The sequence below is a fragment of the Nitrosospira sp. Nsp18 genome, assembly GCF_900103145.1.
Lineage (GTDB): Bacteria > Pseudomonadota > Gammaproteobacteria > Burkholderiales > Nitrosomonadaceae > Nitrosospira.
Map to the genome: position 1 here is coordinate 51,998 of NZ_FMWY01000014.1, position 23,669 is coordinate 75,666.

Here is a 23,669-nt window from a genome sequence, read left to right on the forward strand (position 1 = left end):
CCACTAACTCATTAAAGGAAATTATGAAACTCAAACCATGGCTGACAACGGGTCTGCTGATTGGAGGCCTCCTGGCTGGCGGAAGCGCGTCAGCGGACAGAACGCTATTGAATGTTTCCTATGATCCAACGCGTGAACTTTATCAGGAGTTCAACGCGGCATTCGTGAAGCACTGGGAGACAAAGACCGGGGAAAAGGTCGCCATCAAGCAGTCCCACGGTGGCTCCGGCAAGCAGGCACGGTCCGTCATCGATGGCCTTGATGCTGATGTGGTGACACTGGCTCTGGCCAATGATATCAACGAAATTTCAGAGAAGGCAAAGCTGATTCCAGGAGATTGGCAGAAGCGTTTGCCACATAACAGCACACCCTATACATCGACCATCGTGCTGCTGGTACGTAAAGGCAATCCCAAGAATATCAAGGACTGGAACGACCTTGCCAGACCAGGCATATCCGTAATTACCCCCAACCCCAAAACTTCGGGAGGCGCGCGCTGGAATTATCTGGCGGCCTGGGAGTATGGAAAGCGGAGCTATGGTAATGACGCCAAGGCAAAGGAGTTTGTGGCCAGGATTTACAGGAATGTTCCCGTGCTGGATTCCGGCGCACGAGGTTCCACCACGACTTTCGTGGAGCGGGGCATTGGTGATGTCTTCATCTCCTGGGAAAACGAGGCCTTCCTGGCCATCAAGGAGCTCGGTGTCGGTAAATTCGAGATTGTCGCGCCGTCGATCAGCATCCTGGCTGAGCCGCCCGTCACCGTGATAGACAAGGTCATCGACAGGAAGGGCACGCGCGATGTGGCGGAAGCTTATCTAAAGTATCTCTACTCGGAACAGGGCCAGGAAATCGCCGCAAGAAACTTCTACCGGCCCACCGATTCGAAGGTTGCGGCGAAATATGCAGATCGATTCCCCGCTATCAAGCTGTTCAAAATTGATGACACGTTTGGCGGCTGGAAAAACGCGCATAAGCTGCATTTTGCCGATGGGGGCACGTTCGACCAGATTTATCAGCAATGAAAACTTTGGCTAGCTGGAGTAAATCATATTTCAAGGGCTGACATGACAGCATTAATCATCGGCGGAGATTACATTGAAATGTTAAAGCGGGAACTCCTCGCGCACGGCTTGAGGCGCGTCGAACACTGGGATGGCCGACAATCAAGAGTTACCAAACGCGCGATTCCTGTTAGCGCGAGGCTGGTGGTGATACTGCATGATTATATCAGCCATGGTGTGTCGAACGCTTTGAAGCAGCAAGCGTATAGAAAAGACATACCGCTGGTGTTCTGCCGCAGCTCGACGCATGACCTGCGCGAAAAGCTGAGGAGACTCGACTTGGCGGAGAATTCCTGTCGCAGCTGCGACGCACTCGGGTCCAGATTCATGAACGGATTGACACGCTGGCATCCAGGCAACTTTACCGGGATGAACCGGATTCATGCCTGAAGAAGGAGAGGCACGTGAATATGGAAGCGACAAATAAACATTATGAATTTGAGCAAATCCAGGCAGTTACCGATCATCTTTTACAGCGCGCGGAAGATGGCGGGGTAGCTGGCTATTTTTTCAACAATGAGCTATCCAGCGTCTTTCAGCCAGTATTCGATGCAATTAGACGCCGTGTGGTGGGGCATTCTGCTTACATCCGTTCCAAGCCGGACCGCGATGCTGTGTTGTCGCCCTGGGGAGTTTTCGCACTGGCTTCCGAGGACACTTTACTGGTCAGCCTGGATCGCCTCTGCCGTACGCTGCATGCGATCAATTATTTCAGGGTTGCCTCAGGGCAGGGCAGTCTTTTTGTCAGCGTACAGCCTCGCCTTCTGGAGAGCGTCAAGGACGATCACGGACTAGCGTTTGAGAACATACTGAATCTCATCGGAATCAGAACCTCGCGCGTGGTGATCGAGATTCCGAGCGAGGTGAATCGCGACTTGAGGTTGCTCAAGCACGTCATCGGAAACTATCGTTCGCGTGGGTATCGCGTCGCAGCGAATCACAGCGGCGCAAATGACGAGAGCATGACGGAGCTGGGAAGCCTATATCCGGACATCGTAAGGCTGAATGCTTCCACGCTGCTGCAACATGATGGAACAGATACGCTGCTGGACACAGCCCATCGCTTGGGGGCTGCCATCCTGGTAACTGGTATCGAAACCAGGCAGCAGGTGATTTCCGCGGTTCGCACGGGTGCTGATTTATTGCAAAGTCGCTTTCTTGGGGAACCAGCCCGGATGCTCGAAGTGGATGAGCCAGACGCTGCCGGGAATGTGCATCAACCTGCAGAAGGCCGATCGACGGATGCGGGTATAAATTTCAGCTAACCGGAAAACCGGAGTGCAAGGTTGAGTATGTTCAAACGACATAGCGTTCTGCCGGGGTTCAACCTGGCACTTGGATTTACCCTGGTTTATCTGAGCCTGATCGTGCTTATCCCACTGTCGGCTGCATTCATCCGTACGTCTGCGCTCACATGGCCGGAATTCTGGGCCATGGTCACGACTCCACGGGTAATGGCATCGTACCGATTGACGTTCGGCGCTTCATTTGCAGCGGCGCTGGTCAATGCCGTATTCGGTTTTCTGGTGGCGTGGATACTGGTACGTTATCGCTTTCGGGGCAAGAAACTGGTGGATGCATTGGTAGACCTTCCGTTTGCGTTGCCGACAGCGGTGGCGGGCATTGTACTGACTGCACTCTATTCCGGAAATGGCTGGATCGGCCAATATTTCGAACCGCTTGGAATCAAGATTGCTTTTACGCCAATTGGTATTTTTATCGCACTGACCTTCATCGGTTTGCCTTTCGTCGTAAGAACGGTACAGCCGGTACTCGAAGACATCGAATGGGAATTGGAGGAAGCAGCCGCTACACTGGGTGCATCCCGGCTGCAAACTTTCGTTAAAGTCATTTTTCCCACGATTTTTCCTGCCCTGACAACCGGCTTTGCGCTCGCCTTCGCCCGCGCCATCGGTGAATACGGTTCGGTAATTTTTATTGCCGGCAATATGCCGATGATATCGGAGATCACGCCTCTCCTGATCGTTACCAAGCTTGAGCAATACGATTATGCGGGCGCCACGGCATTGGCAGTGGTAATGCTCGTAATTTCGTTTGTGATGCTGCTGATCATCAATCTGCTGCAGTGGTGGAGCAGACGCCGGAGCGCCGCCATATGAGGATGCGCCGATGAGTGCAACCGCCCTTCCAATTCCCACCGGCAAGCGTCGGGTGGCCACGGACGAGCCTGGCTGGGTACGGTGGGTTTTGATTGGGCTGGCGCTCGCCTTCCTGGCGCTGTTCCTCTTCATACCCCTGATCCTGGTCTTCTACGAAGCCCTGAAAAAAGGCGTGGATGTCTACGTGGCCGCCATCACCGAACCTGATGCAGTAGCGGCGATCGAGCTTACCCTGACCGCGGCGGCGATCGCCGTACCACTCAACTTGATATTCGGCGTAGCGGCCGCTTGGGCTATTGCCAAGTTCGAGTTCCGCGGCAAGAGCCTGCTGATAACGCTTATCGATTTGCCTTTCTCGGTTTCGCCAGTGGTAGCGGGACTGATCTATGTGCTTATCTTCGGCCTGCAAGGCTGGTTGGGACCCTGGCTGGCGGAAAACGACATCAAGATAATTTTTGCGATACCCGGCATCGTCCTCGCCACTATCTTCGTAACTGTCCCCTTTATCGCCCGTGAGCTTATCCCATTGATGCAGGCACAGGGCACCGAAGAGGAGGAAGCGGCGGTGGTACTGGGCGCCAACGGCTGGCAGATATTCTTCCGTGTGACGCTCCCGAACATCAAATGGGGTTTGTTGTATGGCGTCATCCTCTGCAATGCCCGGGCAATGGGCGAATTCGGCGCGGTATCCGTGGTATCGGGCCACATTCGCGGCAGTACCAATACCCTGCCGCTTCATGTCGAGATCCTCTACAACGAATATAACTTTGCTGCTGCCTTTGCGGTCGCGTCGCTGCTGGCGTTGCTTGCATTGGTGACGCTTGCGCTGAAGGCGTTCGTTGAATCCAGAAACAAGCAGCAAACGGAGAATGCCAATGAGCATCGAAGTACGTAATCTTTCTAAGCAATTTGGAAATTTCGCTGCATTACGAGACGTCAGCCTTGAGGTCCGCACGGGTGAATTGCTTGCATTGCTCGGGCCGTCGGGCTCCGGAAAGACAACATTACTGCGTGTAATTGCGGGGCTGGAGGCTGCCGATGCCGGCCATGTGCTGTTCCAGGGCGAAGACGCAACCGGACAGCATGTGCGTGAGCGCCGGGTAGGTTTCGTATTTCAGCACTATGCGCTGTTCCGGAATATGACCATCTTCGAGAATGTCGCATTCGGCTTGCGCGTCCGTGCGAAAAACGTCCGCCCGACCAATACAGAGATCAGCGACCGCGTGCATAATTTGCTGAAGCTGGTACAACTCGACTGGCTGGCCGACCGCCACCCGCACCAGCTTTCTGGGGGCCAGCGCCAGCGCGTCGCCCTTGCGCGGGCTTTGGCCGTCGAACCTAAAGTATTGTTATTGGATGAGCCTTTTGGGGCGCTCGACGCCAAGGTACGTAAGGAACTCCGCGCCTGGTTGCGAAGGCTACACGACGAAATGCATATCACCAGCGTGTTCGTTACCCATGATCAGGAGGAAGCGCTGGAAGTGGCTGACCGGGTAGTGGTTATGAATGAGGGCCGCATCGAGCAGATCGGCACGCCGGATGAGGTGTATGAGCAGCCGGCAAGTCCGTTTGTGTACGAATTTCTAGGCAAGGTGAATCTGTTCCACGGCCGGTTACATAAGGGGCGAGCCTGGATAGACGGGATCGAGGTCGACGCGCCCGAGCACATAGAAGCAGAGGAACTGGCGGCGATAGCTTACGTGCGTCCTCATGATATCCACGTGGACCGGGTGGTTAACGGTAGCGGCGCGCTTGAGGCGCGCGTATCTCATATTCTCTCGGTCGGCCCCGTAGTGCGTCTTGAGCTGATCCGCGACGGCGACGGCAACAATAGCAAGGAACTGATTCAGGTCGAAATCAGCAAGGAGCGCTTTCGCGAATTACAATTAATCCCGGGTGATCAGGTTTTCATCAAACCTTCACGCTTCGATCTATTCCCGGCTCGGATACACTGAGAGGTTTGCCAGCATCGATGTTTTAGTAGCAGAAAAGGAAAACGAGAGTTCGTTCGAAACACTATCTGAGTTTTTGAGAAGGAATATCGCCACATTTAGACCCTTCCGGGCCAAAAAAAGCAAAACAAGAACGCCAAGTCGCAATCAGTGCCAGCTACTCAACAACTTCTAGAACGCCCTCCATCCCGTGTTCCCTGTGGCTTTTGAGAAAGAGCAGCTTTTCGGGGCAATAGAAAGCATACGTGCCAGGTGCGCTTGGGGTGAAAGTGAATATTTTGGACTCCCGGCTCAGATTTTCATCGATCGAGATATTCGCTCTGGGCGCCCTGAGTACAAAGCCATGAGGAATGATCCCCGGTTCCACGCGAACCACGAACATTACAGGCATATTAACTTTGACGATGATGTGCTTGGGCCTGAAAAAATAGTCACCCGCCAGGATATTCACGTGTTGCACCCCATCGACGCCAACTACTGCCCGATAAGGTTCATTGCCCGGTTGCGCGACGGCACGTCCCGTTGCGAAGCAGAAGACCAACGCCAGCATCAGGGACAAAAAACAGGGGGATAAAAACCGCTGTGGGTTCATGATGAATCTCCTTACCATTCGCCTTGAAATCCAACCTGGCGCAAGATTGGCTTAGTCCCCTCCAAATAGCGTAAAGGGAGCGAGCGCGGACGTCTAGCACGTAGCATTCAATAACGAGGTCCTTGAATATTTCCCGTGGTTCAGCCCTTCTCCCTTGTATCGGCAGCTATTATAGCTTCTTTTAACTTCTCGCCCAGGCTCTGCTTGACAGCACCTTCTATCCGATTCTGTTCCTCGAGTCATTGCTTCCCTCCACGCTTCCGCCCCCGCATTCGGCTAGCCTCATGCAGTTGCGCTTTGCTTCGCTCGCTGTGAACAACATACGGCGGGACTTGCACCACAGGAGTGCGCCCATGCTGGGCGAAAAAAAAGCCCCGTTCTTGGAACGGGGCTTTTTATAAGGTGCCTGGCAGTGACCTACTTTCGCATGTGAAAACACACTATCATCGGCGCGACTTCGTTTCACGACCCTGTTCGAGATGGGAAGGGGTGGGTCCAAAGCGCTATGACCGCCAAGCGTAACTTTTAATGACAAACGATGGAAGCCATGACTATAAGTCTTGGGCTTCCATCGCAAGCCACTGATCTGGAAGAAGTAAATCTGGATTAGTTCGTATTGGCAAAACAACTTACACGACATGAAAATGTATGAATTGATTCTTTATTCTTCATATTTCATGCCTTGCTTAAGGTTATAGGATCAAGCCTCACGGTCAATTAGTATCGGTTAGCTTAACACATTACTGCGCTTCCACACCCGACCTATCAACGTCGTGGTCTTCGACGAACCTTTAGGGGGGTTTTACCCCCGGGAAGTCTTATCTTGAGGCGAGTTTCCCGCTTAGATGCTTTCAGCGGTTATCTCTTCCGCACTTAGCTACCCGGCGATACGACTGGCGTCATAACCGGTACACCAGAGGTGCGTCCACTCCGGTCCTCTCGTACTAGGAGCAGGTCCCCTCAAACTTCCAACGCCCACGGCAGATAGGGACCAAACTGTCTCACGACGTTTTAAACCCAGCTCACGTACCACTTTAAATGGCGAACAGCCATACCCTTGGGACCGGCTACAGCCCCAGGATGTGATGAGCCGACATCGAGGTGCCAAACTCCCCCGTCGATATGAACTCTTGGGAGGAATCAGCCTGTTATCCCCGGCGTACCTTTTATCCGTTGAGCGATGGCCCTTCCATACAGAACCACCGGATCACTATGACCTGCTTTCGCATCTGCTCGACTTGTCAGTCTCGCAGTCAAGCACGCTTTTGCCATTGCACTATCAGCACGATTTCCGACCGTACCTAGCGTACCTTCGTACTCCTCCGTTACACTTTGGGAGGAGACCGCCCCAGTCAAACTGCCTACCATACACGGTCCCCGATCCAGATAATGGACCCAGGTTAGAACCTCAACAATACCAGGGTGGTATTTCAACGTCGGCTCCATGAACTCTAGCGAGTCCACTTCAACGCCTCCCACCTATCCTACACAGATATTGTCAAAGTCCAATGTAAAGCTACAGTAAAGGTGCACGGGGTCTTTCCGTCTAGCCGCGGGGAGATTGCATCTTCACAAACATTTCAACTTCGCTGAGTCTCAGGAGGAGACAGTGTGGCCATCGTTACGCCATTCGTGCAGGTCGGAACTTACCCGACAAGGAATTTCGCTACCTTAGGACCGTTATAGTTACGGCCGCCGTTTACCGGGGCTTCGATCAAGAGCTTGCACCCCATCAATTAACCTTCCGGCACCGGGCAGGCGTCACACTCTATACGTCCACTTTCGTGTTTGCAGAGTGCTGTGTTTTTATTAAACAGTCGCAGCCACCATTTCTTTGCAACCCCCATCCGCTTCACGCGCAAGGCGCTACACGTACCGGGGGCACACCTTATCCCGAAGTTACGGTGTCAATTTGCCGAGTTCCTTCTCCTGAGTTCTCTCAAGCGCCTTGGAATTTTCATCCCGCCCACCTGTGTCGGTTTTCGGTACGGTCTTCATTCAACTGAAGCTTAGTGGCTTTTCCTGGAAGCAGGGTATCACTCACTTGGCGCCCCGAAGGGCGTTTCGTTATCACGCCTCAACTAAGCCGCCCGGATTTGCCTGGGCAGCACGTCTACACGCTTCAACCGGGACGTCCAACACCCGGCCGAGCTAACCTTCTCCGTCCCCACATCGCATTGAATAAAGGTACTGGAATATTAAACAGTTTCCCATCAGCTACGCATTTCTGCCTCACCTTAGGGGCCGACTCACCCTGCGCCGATGAACGTTGCGCAGGAAACCTTGGGCTTACGGCGAGGGAGCTTTTCACTCCCTTTATCGCTACTCATGTCAGCATTCGCACTTCCGATACCTCCAGCAGCCTTCTCAAGCCACCTTCGCAGGCCTACGGAACGCTCTCCTACCATCTACACTTGCGTGTAAATCCCTAGCTTCGGTGCACAGTTTGAGCCCCGTTACATCTTCCGCGCAGGACGACTCGATCAGTGAGCTATTACGCTTTCTTTAAAGGATGGCTGCTTCTAAGCCAACCTCCTGACTGTTTTAGCCTTCCCACTTCGTTTACCACTTAACTGTGTCTTTGGGACCTTAGCTGAGGGTCTGGGTTGTTTCCCTTTCGACACCGGACGTTAGCACCCGATGTCTGACTCCCACGCTCGCACTCTTCGGTATTCGGAGTTTGCCATGGTTTGGTAGGCCTAAACGGCCCCCTAGCCATAACAGTGCTCTACCCCCGAAGGTGATACGTGAGGCACTACCTAAATAGTTTTCGGAGAGAACCAGCTATTTCCAGATTTGTTTAGCCTTTCACCCCTACCCACAGCTCATCCCCTAATTTTTCAACATTAGTGGGTTCGGACCTCCACGAGGTGTTACCCCCGCTTCATCCTGGCCATGAGTAGATCATCTGGTTTCGGGTCTACACCCAGCAACTAATCGCCCTATTAAGACTCGCTTTCGCTATGCCTCCCCTATTCGGTTAAGCTCGCTACTGAATGTAAGTCGCTGACCCATTATACAAAAGGTACGCAGTCACGGAACAAGTCCGCTCCCACTGTTTGTATGCATGCGGTTTCAGGATCTATTTCACTCCCCTCCCGGGGTTCTTTTCGCCTTTCCCTCACGGTACTGGTTCACTATCGGTCGATTACGAGTATTTAGCCTTGGAGGATGGTCCCCCCATATTCAGACAGGATTTCTCGTGTCCCGCCCTACTTGTCCCAATCCTAGTTCCACATTCAAACTTTCGCCTACGGGGCTATCACCCACTATGGCCCGACTTTCCAGACGGTTCGGCTAGTTCAGATGCTAAAGATTGGAGGCTCCTCCCATTTCGCTCGCCACTACTCTGGGAATCTCGGTTGATTTCTGTTCCTCTGGCTACTTAGATGTTTCAGTTCGCCAGGTTCGCCACGATTGGCCTATATATTCAGCCAACGTTGACCCTTGCGGGCCGGGTTTCCCCATTCGGACATCTCCGGATCAATGCTTGTTTGCCAGCTCCCCGGAGCTTTTCGCAGGCTACCACGCCCTTCATCGCCTGTAATCGCCAAGGCATCCACCACATGCACTTATTCGCTTGATCCTATAACCTTAAGGGCTTAGGAAGCAGTCGGAAGCCGGCCTGAAACCCGGAGTCTTCGTTTTATCTTCCAAACCATCTGGTTATAGTTGTTTGCTCACATCGCGTCCGACTAAAAACGCGATGAGTCGATACAATCTAACCCATTATTTCGTATCCTCGGATACAAGCTCCAATTAAGGGCGCACGTATTCATCGGATATGAAATACTTTACTTCTTCCAAATTTTTAAAGAACGTCGAGAAACAGTTTGGTAAAGAATCAGGGAGTGATAATATAACTACCCGGATACTTTCCGCGCTATTCCCGAAATACAGCCGCTGGTAAAAACCAGAAGTAAACGTTGTCGTTTACTTCTACTTTCTAAGTAGATTCACGTGAGTTCCGATTTCTGAACTGGTGGAGGTGAACGGGATCGAACCGATGACCCCCTGCTTGCAAAGCAGGTGCTCTCCCATCTGAGCTACACCCCCTTTAGTTGGTGGGTCTGGGTGGATTTGAACCACCGACCCCACGCTTATCAAGCGTGTGCTCTAACCAACTGAGCTACAGACCCTGAACAGAGCCTGGAAACAAAGAGATGGGCTTTTGTCGTCACTAGCCTATGGCTCCTTAGCCCCCTAGCTTTGCTTTTTTAGACAACCGATAGGTTGTGAGCGCTTGAAACAGGAATTTCTCTAGAAAGGAGGTGATCCAGCCGCAGGTTCCCCTACGGCTACCTTGTTACGACTTCACCCCAGTCATGAATCTCACCGTGGCAGGCGCCCTCCTTGCGGTTAGACTACCTGCTTCTGGTGGAACCCACTCCCATGGTGTGACGGGCGGTGTGTACAAGACCCGGGAACGTATTCACCGCGACATGCTGATCCGCGATTACTAGCGATTCCGACTTCACGGAGTCGAGTTGCAGACTCCGATCCGGACTACGACGCGCTTTCTGAGATTGGCTCCCCCTCGCGGGTTGGCAACCCTCTGTACGCGCCATTGTATTACGTGTGAAGCCCTACCCATAAGGGCCATGAGGACTTGACGTCATCCCCACCTTCCTCCGGTTTGTCACCGGCAGTCTCATTAAAGTGCCCAACTGAATGATGGCAATTAATGACAAGGGTTGCGCTCGTTGCGGGACTTAACCCAACATCTCACGACACGAGCTGACGACAGCCATGCAGCACCTGTGTTACCGCTCCCTTTCGGGCACACCCACCTCTCAGCGGGCTTCGGTACATGTCAAGGGTAGGTAAGGTTTTTCGCGTTGCATCGAATTAATCCACATAATCCACCGCTTGTGCGGGTCCCCGTCAATTCCTTTGAGTTTTAATCTTGCGACCGTACTCCCCAGGCGGTCAACTTCACGCGTTAGCTGCGTTACCAAGCCCGTTAAGACCCGACAACTAGTTGACATCGTTTAGGGCGTGGACTACCAGGGTATCTAATCCTGTTTGCTCCCCACGCTTTCGTGCCTGAGCGTCAGTGTTAACCCAGGGGGCTGCCTTCGCCATCGGTGTTCCTCCACATCTCTACGCATTTCACTGCTACACGTGGAATTCCACCCCCCTCTGCTACACTCTAGCCTTGTAGTTTCAAACGCAGTTCCCAGGTTGAGCCCGGGGATTTCACATCTGACTTACAAAACCGCCTGCGCACGCTTTACGCCCAGTAATTCCGATTAACGCTCGCACCCTACGTATTACCGCGGCTGCTGGCACGTAGTTAGCCGGTGCTTCTTCTTCCGGTACCGTCAGTGATCACAGGTATTAGCCGTGACCGTTTCGTTCCGGCTGAAAGAGCTTTACAACCCGAAGGCCTTCTTCACTCACGCGGCATGGCTGGATCAGGGTTTCCCCCATTGTCCAAAATTCCCCACTGCTGCCTCCCGTAGGAGTCTGGGCCGTGTCTCAGTCCCAGTGTGGCTGGTCGTCCTCTCAGACCAGCTACTGATCGAAGCCTTGGTAAGCCTTTACCTCACCAACTAGCTAATCAGACATCGGCCGCTCCAAAAGCGCAAGGTCTTGCGATCCCCTGCTTTTCTCCGTAGAGATTATGCGGTATTAGCACACCTTTCGGTGCGTTATCCCCCACTTGAAGATACGTTCCGATGCATTACTCACCCGTTCGCCACTCGCCACCAGGGTTGCCCCCGTGCTGCCGTTCGACTTGCATGTGTAAAGCATGCCGCCAGCGTTCAATCTGAGCCAGGATCAAACTCTTCAGTTTAATACTGGTAAAACTCTCGCTTGACGTATTTCATGATTCCAGTTTTTATTCCTGGTTAGAGGAATATTTGCCAGAATCTTATTACATTGTGCGAGCACTTTGAATCTTGAATTTCCGGCTATTTCGCCTTAAAGACGAAGATAACCGGATGTCCCGATTCAAGCGCCCACACCTATCGGCTGTAAATTTTTAAAGAGCGGTCTGTTTAGCGAACTTAAAGCTTCACAGGGAAAGGCGGCATTATACGGATACTAAAAACAGAGTCAAGGGTTTTTTTCAAACTTCTTATTTTTACTAAGAGGAGATCGTTACCCTGGCGAATTTTCGCTTGCCTACTTGCACTACCGCGGTTTCACCACGACCTAATTTGACGGTCTTGTCGCTGACTTTTTCGCCATTCAACCTTACGCCACCCTGTTCGATCAAGCGTAGCGCCTCTGTCGTACTGGCGGTTAGTCCGGCTTGCTTAAGTAACTGTGTAATTTGCAACCCTTCAGCGTCAGTATACAACATCTTTTGAGGCATGTCATCTGGCACGCCACCGCGCCTGAATCGCGCCTCAAAGTCGGCTAACGCGGATTCTGCGTCGTGTGTGCTGTGGAAGCGGGCAACGAGCTCTTGCGCGAACATCACTTTGACATCCCGCGGGTTGCGGCCGCTTCTCACTTCCTGCTGCCACTGACGAATGATGCTGACAGGCTCAAATGATAATAGCTCGATATATCGCCACATCAACTCATCGGAGATCGACATGAGCTTGCCAAACATATCAGTGGGATTCTCGGTAATGCCAATATAGTTGCCAGCTGACTTGGACATTTTGTTGACGCCATCCAACCCCTCAAGAAGCGGCATGGTAATAATACACTGCGGTAATTGTCCGAAGTGCTTCTGCAACTCCCGCCCCATCAGCAAATTGAATTTCTGATCGGTGCCGCCCAGTTCGATATCTGCCTTAAGCGCAACTGAATCGTAGCCCTGAATTAGCGGATACAAAAATTCGTGGATAGCGATGGCCTTATTACTTCGGTAGCGTTTGCCAAAATCTTCACGCTCCAGCATGCGTGCAACAGTATGCGTCGCCGCCAGTTTGATCAGATCGGCTGCATTGAGCTTATCCATCCAGCTGGAATTGAATACCACCTCGGTCTGCTCGGGCCTGAGTATGCGAAAGACCTGGTTCTGGTAGGATTTGGCATTCTCCGCCACTTGCTCGCGAGAAAGAACGGGGCGCGTCGTATTCTTTCCGCTGGGATCGCCTATCATGCCGGTAAAATCACCAATCAGGAATAGGGCGCGATGCCCTAAATCCTGTAAATGGCGAATCTTGTTGAGCAGAACGGTATGACCCAGGTGCAGGTCGGGTGCCGTGGGGTCAAACCCGGCCTTGACCCTGAGCGGGCGATTTAAAGCAAGCTTTTGCTCCAGTTCGTCTTCGGGCAGAGTCTCGCTGCAACCATGTTTGATGATTTCCAGCTGTTCTGAAATTGGTATCGTCACAGGAACGCCGGGAGTATATTACCTACAATTATCCGCTGCAAAACCCCAATTGATCAGCTTGTCCAGCACAGCATTGACATAATCCACACGACGATTCTGGTAATCCAGATAGTAGGCGTGTTCCCACACGTCAATCGTCAATATTGGCTTTATCCCTTTGGTCAATGGCAGATCCGCATTGCCGGTCTTGCTGACCTGGAGCTTATCGCCATCTTGTACCAGCCATGCCCAACCGCTGCCAAACTGGGTTGTCGCCGCAGTCGCCAATTCCTTTTTGCAAGCTTCGACGCTACCAAAAGAGGCTTCTATTTTTTGCTTCAGCGCTGCCGGAGGCTCGCCGCCGCCTTTAGGCGTCAGGGAATTCCAGTAGAAAGTGTGATTCCAGACCTGGGCTGCGTTATTGAAGATTCCGGTTTTGTCCACTTTGCCGGCTACCGAAGCAATGATCTCCTCCAGGGATAAATCCTCGAGCTCCGTCCCGGCTATCAGTTTGTTGAGGTTGTCGACATAAGTCTTGTGATGCTTGCCATAATGAAAACTCAGCGTATTTGCGGAAATGACGGGGTCCAGCGCATTATCCGGATAGGGTAAAGGCGGCAGAACATGCGGCGCACTTTCAGTCTTTTGGTTGCTCATGATTTTTGCTCCTGTGTGGTGACATAAAATCCGATCCCTTCCCCTTTGCGAAATACCGAGTAGTAAATTATTTCCGGGGAAATAAATAAAACCGATCGATACGCTGTTACCGAGATGACTCAAGAACAACGTATTCCGATTCAGTTGCGGGACCACTTGAACGACGACCGATCGAAAAGAGAAGTCGAGGTTGGCTCCGGTATAGCTGGATCAGGCGATAACACTTATAAGCAGTATATCCGAAATAAGCGGAAAATAGCGCACTGCTGTTGGGCGGCATACGGAGTTGGAGCGCAGACGGATCAGTCCGCCATCTCATTTTCCGGTCTGTTGACCCGATGGTCAACACTTGCTGAGAGCAGGTAGCGATCAATGCTTCGCGCAAACAATACTGCCCCAATCCGCTATCGCGCGCCAGAGGCGAAATCAAATACACTGAGAGAAGCCCAAATCAGATCAGGAGCGCATCACGCATGGACGCATGGTCGATGGACGCAACAGAAGATATGTGTGGTGTGGAGATTTGGAAAGATGAATCATTCGAAGGCTTGAGATCAAGCCGAGAATGGAAAAGTCTAAGCTTGAACCATGAGAACTTTAATCAATACGCTGTGGTGAAAGCCGTCCCGAAATCACATCGTCACATCGCAATGAGAGGTCATTGCGATTACCTCACCCGTGCCGGATGTGCGTCAAAAATCCATCCCTATCAAGCGCTATGCGCCATCGAGTTCAACCAGTTGCTTGTCGGGGTAGCGCTCCATCTGATATCTCAACCACAGCCTGCTACCGATATGCAGTGCCAGCGTATCGGCATTGAACTGCAGATCCCGATTTTCCATCTCACTTGTGGTTTCGCGAAAAAGTTGGATCCACCGCTCAAATAATTTGGAAGTGAGGCCGGGCAGGGCCACATGCTTGGGCATGGGGGCACCGCGAAAATGGCTCGTTCCGCGCAGCTTCATCGACCAGAAATTGATCATCTGCACAAAATGTGCGTCCCAATTGGTAACATGCGCTTCAAAAATCGGGCCTAGCAACGGATCTTTTCTGGCTCTTGCATAAAAAGTATGAACCAGCCGAGAAATTTCCTCTTCAGTACACAAGTCAGGATAGGGTGCTATAAACTCTGGTTGTGGCGTAGTCATAGTTAGTCAAAAAATAATAAAGTTATTACCGCAGCGATATGGCAGGGGTTGCTGGCTTAGGGCGCCCGGAAAAACTAGCGCAATGGCTGAAATTGCAATTTTCGTACTTTAGGCAGTATTCTATGTGACAAGTTTGCCTGAGTAAAGAGTCAATGCAGGTTTACCACATCTTTAAAAAGATCCTGGTCCTTCAATCTAAAAAATACCAGAACTGGAAAAACTGAAATCTAGAACTAGAACACCCCATCCCTGGATACCCCATCGCACCTTAGCATTACCCGTAATGTCTGCAGTGCTTCCAACTGAATCTGGCGCACGCGTTCCCGCGTGAGATCGAGATTCGTCGCCAGTTGTTCCAGTGTCTGGATTTCGTATCCGTTAAGGCCGTAGCGCTTTTCAATGATGAGTCTTTGCTTGTCATTCAGCCGGTTAAGCCATTCCTGGATGCGACATTTGATCTCGGATTGTTCCATCATATGGTCGGGGCCGGGATTATTATCGTCGGCGATGGCATCACCAATGGACAATGATGGATCGACATCAAGAGGCGCATCCAATGACATCATGCTCATGTTCAAGGACAACATTCTTTGCACTTCCTTGATCGGCCGCCCTAGTAAATGCGCTATATCCTCCGGTTTGGGTTCCTTTCCCGTATGCGCTTCCAGATGACGAGCGGCGTGTAAAATGATATTCAAGTCTTTGATGACATGCACCGGCAAACGGATAGTTCGCGACTGATTCATAATGCACCGTTCGATGTTCTGCCGTATCCACCACGTCGCGTATGTCGAAAAACGAAATCCACGCTCCGGGTCGAACTTGTCCAGTGCATGCATCATGCCCATATTTCCTTCTTCGATCAGGTCCAGTAACGCGACGCCATGCTTGGTATAGTGTTTTGCTATATTGACCACCAAGCGCAGGTTGCATTCGATCATTTTCTGACGCGCATCAAAATCATTCTGCCTGACCAGGCGTGTCAATTTCGCCTCTTCCTTCGCACTCAACAGCGCGTTGTGGCCGATATCATTGAAGTAGATCTGGGTGACATCAGTCAGGAGGAAGTCGCTGGGAGGCTCGGCGGCAGCGCTGGAGGGCGCTTCGGAAATCTCAAGGGCATCATCGGGGTCCGCAACATCTGTCTTGTCATAGGACTCCTCGTCGGGATACTGTAGCTGATTCATCATGGGCTCATCCTGATATTCCGGGTAAATGCTTCAAGGGGTCAACCGGTTTTCCATTCTTGCGAATTTCAAAATGAAGTTTCACCAGACTCGCATCGCTATTTCCCATCTCGGCGATTTTCTCGCCTTTTACTACTGTTTGTCCTTCTTTCACCAGGATTTTGCTGTTGTGAGCATAGGCGCTGAGATAAGTATTGTTATGCTTGATAATGATAAGCTTGCCGTAACCGCGCAACCCGGCGCCGCTATAGACCACCTTGCCATTAGCAGATGCGGTTACCGCTTGTCCGGCAGTGCCTGAAATATCGATCCCTTTGGAACTTTCCGAGAAAACGCCCAATATCTTGCCCCTGGTTGGCCAGATCCAGTCGACGCGATCGCCGTCATTGAGTTCTTCTGCAGCTGGAGGTATTGGATTAATTTCGGTACCGGTATTCTTCTCGGTCATCGGATCGGCTTTTACCGGCGCCACCAAGGGAGGTGCGCCCGGTAAGCCTTTCAATTGCGCGACGGCCTGATCCGAATAAGGTAGTTTGAACGCCCTGGGTTCTGTTTTCAGCTTATCCGTGTTGGCCTGAGGTTTTGCTCCGATTGGGGAGACGATGAAAGGTGTGGTTACGGCCCGGGATGGCAGCGTCGTTTCCCGGATGGGAAATAACGATGGCTGTGCCAGCAGGGAAGGCGAGGATAAGTAAAGTTGCTGTCCAACATGAATGGCGCCCGGATCCGTAATGTCATTCCATTCCGCCAAACTCTTCTGGTCGATGCCATGGCTCAGCGCGATGCTGTATAGCGTGTCACCTTTTTTTATGATATATGCATCGGGTCGACGAACGGACACCTCGGGCTTGGCATTTTCCGCTTCTACCGTGGCGCTATCGACTACCGGCGCGCGATAAGGCGTGGATTCACAACCCGTCATTAAAAGGCATAAAACGAGAAGCGAGCAATAGGCTGAAGAAAAAAAACTGCTCATACAAAATGAACGACATCCCCTGAAAATTTCGCGGCATGATGAATCACTGTTCAAATGCTTCTGCCTGATCCTGGCATGCCTCATTCCCGTCTCTTATTTTGCATCGTTTAACGTTTCCAGATTCCGGGTAATATCGGGACAAACCTGACCTCGTCAAGCATTGTCTCAGTATAACCCTGCAAATTACGTTCGATAACGCACAGATACTGATCCTGGCTTCCCTTGGGAAAAACTATTCTGCCGCGAATCGCTAATTGTTCAAGTAACGTTGCTGGAATATGCGTAGCCGCGGCGGTAAAAATAATGCCATCGAACGGTGCGGACTCGGGCAACCCGAGCAAACCGTCAGCATGCTTCAGGCGAACATTGTTGAGGCGCAATTGCCGTAAACGTGTGCGGGTGCGGGTAAGCAAGGGCCCGACTCTCTCGATCGAATAAACCTCGCGGGCAAACTGCGCCAGCACAGCCGTCTGGTAGCCGCAGCCCGAGCCAATCTCAAGCACCTTGTCTATGCCCGAACCCGCGCGCAGCAGCTCACTCATGCGCGCTACGGTAAATGGACTCGAAATGGTCTGACCAAAATTGATAGGCAATGCCACATCGTCATAAGCACGGTTTGCCAGGACCTCCTCGACAAAGATGTGGCGGGGGACGACGTTCATTGCCGCCAGCACCACTTCATCAACGATGCCTCGCGCTCTCAGACGCTCGATCATGCGCGCACGAGTACGCGCCGACGTCATGCCGATACCGGAGTAGTGGGTGTTCAAATTAGCTATACCTTGAACAGGCGGTGTTCAACCATGCACAATAACCAAAACGCTGCGCTGCTATTTCAACCACTCTTTTACTGCATCCAACTGCCCATATCGTGTCAAGTCGATTTGCAGCGGAGTCACCGATACACGGTTACGCTGAATGGCAAGAAAATCCGTGCCCTCTCCCGCATCCTGAGCAGGCCCGGCTGCGCCTACCCAGTAGACTGTATTCCCGCGCGGGCTCTGCGATTTGATTACGGGCTCCGCCTTATGCCGGCGGCCAAGCCGGGTAACCTCGATGCCTTGCAATTCATCGTACGGTATGTCGGGTACATTGATGTTAAGCAATACTGTCCCGTGAAGCTTGTCGTTTTGGAAACGTTGTACTACTTCAGTCGCTATACGTGCGGCAGTGGAGAAATTACCGGTGGAAAAGCTGGCAAGAGAAATGGCAATAGAAGGAATGCCCAGCAAGAACCCCTCCGTGGCAGCAGCTACGGTACCGGAATAAATCGTATCGTCACCCATGTTGGCGCCATCATTTATCCCCGACACCACCATGTCCGGCAATGTGTCGAGCATGCCGGTGACCGCCAGATGCACGCAATCCGTTGGCGTACCGTTGACATAAAAAAACCCATTATGGGACTTGCGGAGACTCAGGGGCCGATCGAGCGTAAGAGAGTTGCTGGCGCCACTCCGGTCGCGTTCCGGCGCAACTACGATGATATCTGCAATAACGGAAAGCGCTTCGGCGAGACAGGCGAGGCCTGGCGCAAAATACCCATCGTCGTTACTGAGCAATATGCGCATTCGAACAGTTACCCAAGTGATTTTTTAGCTTATCGGGAGAAAAACATTCGCAAACGGTGCTGATAAGCCCGTAATATCCGACAGAATCAATCAATCCGTAACTTGATTGGTCGGGGCGAGAGGATTTGAACCTCCGACCACTTGCACCCCATGCAAGTACGCTACCAGGCTGCGCTACGCCCCGAACGTGGAATTATAACAACAAGCCACGAGGTAAGGAACCTTAGAAATTGCTATTGCTGTTTTGTGAACCGTAGAGCGAGAGAGCGGGACTACGGAAATGGATCAAGATCGAAGTAAAGACACAACACTTTTGATTTCGTCTCTCAATAGCGCCAGATCAACTGATGAGGAATGCGGAGCAACCGAATCGGGAACAGAAAGGGCTGCCTCGACCATATTTTGCCCCAAACGGCTGCGAGCCCCATGAATGGTGAAGCCGTGCTCGTAGAGCAACTCCCGGATGCGGCGAATCAGCAACACCTCATGGCGCTGATAATAGCGGCGGTTGCCGCGCCGCTTGACGGGCTTCAGCTGTGTAAATTCCTGTTCCCAATACCGCAATACATGTGGCTTGACGCCACATAACTCGCTAACCTCGCCAATGGTGAAATAACGCTTAGCCGGAATGGGCGGCAAAGCGTTACTCGGCGTTACGTTTTCCATCCTGATTCTTTTCCACCATTGCCTTCAATTTCTGGCTGGCGTGAAAAGTGACGACTCTTCTGGCGGTAATAGGAATCTCTTCACCTGTCTTGGGGTTGCGACCAGGACGTTGCGGTTTGTCGCGCAGCTGGAAATTGCCAAAACCGGAAAGTTTGACGCCATCGCCGTTTTGCAGGGCGACGCGAACCTCCTCGTAAAAGGATTCCACCATGTCTTTGGCTTCGCGCTTGTTGAATCCAACTTTTTCAAAAAGCAAATCCGCCAGCTCGGCCTTTGTTAAGGTCATAGTCTCCCTCACCTGTTTAGTTACTTTCAAACCTGGTAGCCTCTGAATAATTTCCGGGGAGCACTCAGTTGCCAGCTGAGTTGGCAAAAAGAAGATCACAAGACGCCATGATGGCCTATGGCGTGCAAGCATAACAGCGAGTATTCGCTTCACTGACGCAGGCTCGGACGGCTCGGCCTTATATGGCTGTGGTGAAGCCGAATCATTCGCACACTCCGCCTTCGGCCATCGTCTCTCCACCTCGGGATCTCTACGAATTCGGCACCACTGCGGATCACTACCGTCTCGCTGGCGCCGCAGTCGCCGGCTGATACATAGCCCCTGATAATTCTCCTGCTTTTATCAGCTGCGGAGCTTTGCCCCGAACTGATTCTGCAAAACATTTATCAACTGTGCGACAACCCGATCTGCTTCCGCATCGGTTAACGTTTTTTGAGTATCTTGTAATAACATACGGAATGCAAGACTTTTTTTGCCGTTTTCCATACCTTTGCCATGATACACATCAAACAGGGAAATTTCCGAAATAACGGCCAATTTCTCGGCGTACATGCAGTTCAGCATTGCCTGAACGCGAACATCCTCCGGTACCACCACGGCAATATCCCGCCTTATGGGTGGATATTTCGAAATCTCTGCCGCGTTCGGCAGGGTTCGTGCCATTATGCTTGCCGCCTCCAACTCGAACAGCACAACCGATTTGGGCAAGCCAAATTTTTGCTGCCAGCGAGGGTGAAGCTCTCCCACATAGCCGGCGATTTTGCTATCCACGCGGATCAGAGCGGATTTCCCGGGATGCAGCGCCGGGTGGGGCGCCGCTTCGACTTCAACTGCTGCTGGGAAAAATAGCGCTTCGATATCTGCTTTTACATCATAAAAATCCACCGCGCGCGCGCGCTCGCCCCACTGCTCCGTCATTGCATCTCCGTAGCAAAGGCCGGCTAATTTTTCATGTTGCGCGTAGACCTCGCCGCTTTTTTCGAAGCAACCTCCAATTTCAAATAGACGTATTCTTGTCTGCTTACGGTTGAGGTTGAATTGCAGGTTCGATATAAGGCCGCCGATCAGGCTGCTGCGCATTACCGCTAACTGATTGGAAAGGGGGTTTTTCAATGCTACCGGCGCGGTGTTGCCTGCCAGCTCCAACTCCCAGGAGGCATCTACAAAAGCATAATTGATGACTTCCTGGTAATCCCGCCCTGTCATGCTTTCCCTCAACCGTGCGAGGGATTTTAACATTTCAGGCGCAGGCAGCATGCCCAGTTTCATCTGGGGCAAGGTAGCGGGTATAAAATTGTAACCGTGTATGCGCGCCAGTTCTTCGATCAGGTCTTCCTCGATGGCAAGATCGAAGCGGTAAGTCGGGGGCGTAACCTGGAAGACATCGCCCACCACGGAAAAGCTGAATTGCAGGCGGCAAAATAATTCGGCGATTCTGGCTTCACCAAGATCTATGCCCAGAACTCTTCGGGTCCGTTCCACGCGAAGGCGGATGGGGTCGCGTTGCGGCAACTTGCCTCTGATCTCGGTAATCGGCCCCGTCTCACCGCCGCAAATATCCAGGATCAAACCCGTTGCGCGCTCCATCGCGTCGCGTGTCGCGCCAAAATCGACGCCCCGCTCAAAGCGATACGCTGAATCCGAACTAAACCCGAGGGAAAATGATTTGCCGGAGATCACCTCAGGGCTGAAAAAAGCGCTTTCCAGAAATATATCGGTTGCCCCTTGAACCACTCCACTTTCATCCCCACCCATGATACCGGCGAGCGCCAACGGCTTGACCTCATCCGCTATGACCAGCATGCCGGGTTGCAGCATAAGGTCTTCGCCGTTCAATAATTTGAGCCTTTCGCCGGGCTTGGCATAACGTACATGAATTGAGCCCCTGAGGGCACCCGCAATCTTTGCGAGATCGAAAGCATGGAGAGGCTGACCGATCTCCAGCATTACGTAATTGGTTATGTCCACCACAGCGTTGATCGAACGCAGGCCGCTACGTTCCAGGCGACGAAGTATCCACTGAGGAGTGGGAACATCGAGAGAAACGCCACGTACCACTCTGCCACAATAAAGCGGGCAAGCGTCCGGGGCGTCGACTTGTATCGTCAGGGCGTCATTCAACTGACCTTTAATCGGCTTGATCGTTAACGGCTTGAGATCTTCGGAAGTAATGGCGGCCACTTCCCGAGCAACACCACCTAACCCAAGGCAATCGCCGCGATTGGGTGTCAGCTTGAGTGTAAGGAGTTTGTCCTCGAGTTCGTAATAATGCCGAAAATCCATACCGGTTGGCGCACTATCCGGAAGCAGCAATAAACCGGCAGAGACTTCTTCCAAGCCCAGTTCCTTCGCTGAACATAACATTCCGGCGGATTCAATTCCACGTATCCTCGTCCGTTTAATGGTAAGACCCGGCAGTTCCGCGCCCTCCAGCGCACATGGCACCTTTACTCCGGAATGGACATTCGCTGCACCACAGACAATCTGTAGCGGCTCAGCCGATTCCATCGAATCCGTGTTGACCTTGCAAACATAAAGATGATCCGCATCCGGATGTCTATGCACGGATAGCACTTCAGCCACCACTACCTTGCTAAAGGCCGGCGCGACCGGTTCAATAGCCTCAACTTCCAGGCCGGCCATGGTTAGCGCCTGAGCAAGGTTGCCTGTCGATAACGGCGGGTTAACGAAAGTGCGAAGCCAATTTTCTGAAAATTTCATTTGAATTTATTCTCTTTGCGGAAGAGGCAGATCCGATGTCCTTGAGGTTGTCTTTCCTGAATCAAGGACCACGAGATATCCTGTTGGGCGATTATCGCTTATCCGCTTTCGCGCTGTTCATGCTTTGCGCCCAAGGGCTCGCGTAACTTTCCCGCTATTCAGTATATTCGCAGGGGTATTCGCGCCGTAAAGCGGGGTTCGCTTTCGTGCCTCTCAGATTGGATTACTAATTGAGGCGTGCAAAACGCTATTTCGGTATTCCCGTTGTTCTTTTAATTAAACTGTTTCAAAAATCGTAAATCATTTTCGAAAAACAACCGTAAATCGCTCACACCATACCGCAGCATTGCCAATCGCTCGACCCCCAACCCAAATGCGAAACCAATATATTTTTCGCTGTTTATGCCAACATGCTCAAGAACGTTAGGATGCACCATTCCGCACCCCAGCACTTCCAGCCATCCGGTATGACCGCATATGCGGCAACCGTTTTCGCATTTCACGCAGCGGATATCCATTTCAGCCGAAGGCTCGGTAAACGGAAAAAAAGAAGCACGGAAGCGCACCGGCAAATCGTCCCGTTCAAAAAATTGTTGCATGAAATCGGCCAGCACTCCTTTTAACGCCGAAAAGTTGGCATTTTCATCCACCCATAGGCCTTCCACCTGATGGAACATGGGAGTATGAGTCAAATCAGAGTCGCAACGATATACTCTTCCTGGCGCGATCACCTTTAGGGGCGGCTGCTTTTTTTCCATATAGCGGATTTGAACCGGCGAAGTATGTGTACGCAGCAAATGCCTGCCGGCCCCATCATCGACGTAAAAGGTATCGTGCATGGCACGCGCCGGATGATTTTCCGGAATATTAAGCGCGGTGAAATTGTAAAAATCGGTTTCGATCTCGGGACCCGTTGCTACGGTAAACCCGATGGAATGGAATAGTGACTGGATGCGTTCCAGGGTCCGCGTTATCGGATGCAGACCACCCATTCCCAAACCGCGCCCTGGCAGCGTCACATCCAGCGCTTCTTCAAGTAACTGCGCCTCAAGTTTTTTTTCTTGTATCGTATCCCGGCGAAAATTAAGTGCCGCTTCCAATGTTTCCTTCGCCTGGTTTATGCGATGTCCCACGGCAGGACGCTCTTCCGGCGGGAGCTTGCCCAATCCCTTCAGTAATTCCGTCAGGCGGCCATTTCGGCCCAAATAGCGCGCCTTGGCTTGCTCCAGCTCGACAATTTCATCCGTACCATTGAAGAGATCAACGGCTTCACTGATAAGGTGATCCAGATTAGTCATAAGCAATCGAAATGGGATGGGTTACCGAATCCAAACAAGAAAAAAGGAGGCAAGGCGCGCGTTGCGCCATAGAAAAAGGTTACCGAAACAGTTTTGCAGTTAACGTTGTGCCATAAGGAAAGGAATTCATTTTAGTGCATCGAAGATGATTT

The 23,669-nt window shown here is 52.0% G+C and carries 18 protein-coding genes, 3 tRNA genes and 3 rRNA genes; 6 read left to right on the forward strand and 18 right to left on the reverse strand.

Features of this window, described 5'->3' with window-relative positions; all coding sequences use genetic code 11:
• The first annotated feature begins 23 nt into the window (after window positions 1-23).
• From BLS94_RS08170 to BLS94_RS08195, 6 genes are read left to right on the forward strand one after another with little or no spacing between them, the layout of a single operon-like run.
• Entirely contained in the window at window positions 24-1,025 is a 1,002-nt protein-coding gene (locus tag BLS94_RS08170; protein WP_090959494.1) for a sulfate ABC transporter substrate-binding protein, read from the forward strand.
• A gap of 42 nt (window positions 1,026-1,067) precedes the next feature.
• Window positions 1,068-1,454: a DUF2325 domain-containing protein gene (locus BLS94_RS08175; RefSeq protein ID WP_090959497.1), complete on the forward strand. Its 387-nt coding sequence runs from the start codon at window positions 1,068-1,070 to the stop codon at window positions 1,452-1,454.
• Between the two features lie 20 nt (window positions 1,455-1,474).
• The gene (locus BLS94_RS08180) at window positions 1,475-2,329 is read left to right on the forward strand and encodes an EAL domain-containing protein (RefSeq protein WP_090959500.1); all 855 of its coding nucleotides are present in this window, start codon (window positions 1,475-1,477) and stop codon (window positions 2,327-2,329) included.
• A gap of 27 nt (window positions 2,330-2,356) precedes the next feature.
• Entirely contained in the window at window positions 2,357-3,184 is an 828-nt protein-coding gene (cysT, locus tag BLS94_RS08185) for a sulfate ABC transporter permease subunit CysT (RefSeq protein ID WP_072766557.1), read from the forward strand.
• 10 nt (window positions 3,185-3,194) lie between these two features.
• Window positions 3,195-4,079, forward strand: a complete 885-nt coding sequence (gene cysW / locus BLS94_RS08190; protein WP_072766558.1) for a sulfate ABC transporter permease subunit CysW — start codon at window positions 3,195-3,197, stop codon at window positions 4,077-4,079.
• Window positions 4,060-5,139: a sulfate/molybdate ABC transporter ATP-binding protein gene (locus tag BLS94_RS08195; RefSeq protein WP_072766559.1), complete on the forward strand. Its 1,080-nt coding sequence runs from the start codon at window positions 4,060-4,062 to the stop codon at window positions 5,137-5,139. The genes cysW and BLS94_RS08195 overlap by 20 nt, the downstream gene beginning before the upstream one ends.
• Before the next feature lie 154 nt (window positions 5,140-5,293).
• Here BLS94_RS08195 and BLS94_RS08200 read toward each other — a convergent pair whose 3' ends face one another.
• The 18 genes from BLS94_RS08200 to pheS form a co-directional block, all read right to left on the reverse strand.
• A complete protein-coding gene (locus tag BLS94_RS08200) occupies window positions 5,294-5,728 on the reverse strand; it encodes a cupredoxin domain-containing protein (protein ID WP_218124768.1) in 435 nt (144 codons plus the stop codon).
• 404 nt (window positions 5,729-6,132) lie between these two features.
• A 5S ribosomal RNA gene (gene rrf / locus BLS94_RS08205) occupies window positions 6,133-6,245 on the reverse strand.
• A gap of 179 nt (window positions 6,246-6,424) precedes the next feature.
• Window positions 6,425-9,314 (reverse strand): 23S ribosomal RNA (locus tag BLS94_RS08210).
• 394 nt (window positions 9,315-9,708) lie between these two features.
• Window positions 9,709-9,784 (reverse strand) — tRNA-Ala (locus tag BLS94_RS08215).
• 6 nt (window positions 9,785-9,790) lie between these two features.
• Window positions 9,791-9,867 (reverse strand) — tRNA-Ile (locus BLS94_RS08220).
• Between the two features lie 125 nt (window positions 9,868-9,992).
• A 16S ribosomal RNA gene (locus tag BLS94_RS08225) occupies window positions 9,993-11,528 on the reverse strand.
• The 16S, 23S and 5S rRNA genes sit together here with 2 tRNA genes alongside, the layout of an rRNA operon.
• Before the next feature lie 294 nt (window positions 11,529-11,822).
• Entirely contained in the window at window positions 11,823-13,028 is a 1,206-nt protein-coding gene (tyrS, locus tag BLS94_RS08230; protein ID WP_090959503.1) for a tyrosine--tRNA ligase, read from the reverse strand.
• A gap of 18 nt (window positions 13,029-13,046) precedes the next feature.
• Complete coding sequence (locus tag BLS94_RS08235; protein ID WP_090959505.1) at window positions 13,047-13,664, reverse strand: superoxide dismutase; 618 nt, start codon at window positions 13,662-13,664, stop codon at window positions 13,047-13,049.
• Window positions 13,665-14,380: 716 nt separating this feature from the next.
• The gene (locus BLS94_RS08245; RefSeq protein ID WP_072766562.1) at window positions 14,381-14,812 is read right to left on the reverse strand and encodes a group III truncated hemoglobin; all 432 of its coding nucleotides are present in this window, start codon (window positions 14,810-14,812) and stop codon (window positions 14,381-14,383) included.
• 233 nt (window positions 14,813-15,045) lie between these two features.
• Window positions 15,046-15,999: an RNA polymerase sigma factor RpoS gene (gene rpoS, locus BLS94_RS08250; RefSeq protein ID WP_072766679.1), complete on the reverse strand. Its 954-nt coding sequence runs from the start codon at window positions 15,997-15,999 to the stop codon at window positions 15,046-15,048.
• Window positions 16,000-16,006: 7 nt separating this feature from the next.
• Window positions 16,007-16,975 (reverse strand): peptidoglycan DD-metalloendopeptidase family protein, encoded by a 969-nt coding sequence (locus BLS94_RS08255; protein ID WP_256325343.1) that lies wholly within the window; start codon window positions 16,973-16,975, stop codon window positions 16,007-16,009.
• 107 nt (window positions 16,976-17,082) lie between these two features.
• Window positions 17,083-17,718 carry a protein-L-isoaspartate(D-aspartate) O-methyltransferase gene (locus BLS94_RS08260; RefSeq protein WP_371130253.1) on the reverse strand — a complete coding sequence of 212 codons (636 nt, stop codon included), beginning with the start codon at window positions 17,716-17,718 and terminating at the stop codon, window positions 17,083-17,085.
• A gap of 87 nt (window positions 17,719-17,805) precedes the next feature.
• The gene (surE, locus tag BLS94_RS08265) at window positions 17,806-18,546 is read right to left on the reverse strand and encodes a 5'/3'-nucleotidase SurE (RefSeq protein WP_072766565.1); all 741 of its coding nucleotides are present in this window, start codon (window positions 18,544-18,546) and stop codon (window positions 17,806-17,808) included.
• Between the two features lie 107 nt (window positions 18,547-18,653).
• Window positions 18,654-18,730, reverse strand: a tRNA-Pro gene (locus tag BLS94_RS08270).
• A gap of 101 nt (window positions 18,731-18,831) precedes the next feature.
• Complete coding sequence (locus BLS94_RS08275; protein WP_072766566.1) at window positions 18,832-19,212, reverse strand: MerR family transcriptional regulator; 381 nt, start codon at window positions 19,210-19,212, stop codon at window positions 18,832-18,834.
• Complete coding sequence (locus BLS94_RS08280; RefSeq protein WP_072766567.1) at window positions 19,190-19,498, reverse strand: integration host factor subunit alpha; 309 nt, start codon at window positions 19,496-19,498, stop codon at window positions 19,190-19,192. The genes BLS94_RS08275 and BLS94_RS08280 overlap by 23 nt, the downstream gene beginning before the upstream one ends.
• 342 nt (window positions 19,499-19,840) lie before the next feature.
• Entirely contained in the window at window positions 19,841-22,219 is a 2,379-nt protein-coding gene (gene pheT, locus BLS94_RS08285; protein ID WP_090959516.1) for a phenylalanine--tRNA ligase subunit beta, read from the reverse strand.
• 272 nt (window positions 22,220-22,491) lie between these two features.
• Window positions 22,492-23,517, reverse strand: a complete 1,026-nt coding sequence (pheS, locus tag BLS94_RS08290) for a phenylalanine--tRNA ligase subunit alpha (protein WP_072766569.1) — start codon at window positions 23,515-23,517, stop codon at window positions 22,492-22,494.
• Between the last annotated feature and the right edge of the window lie 152 nt (window positions 23,518-23,669).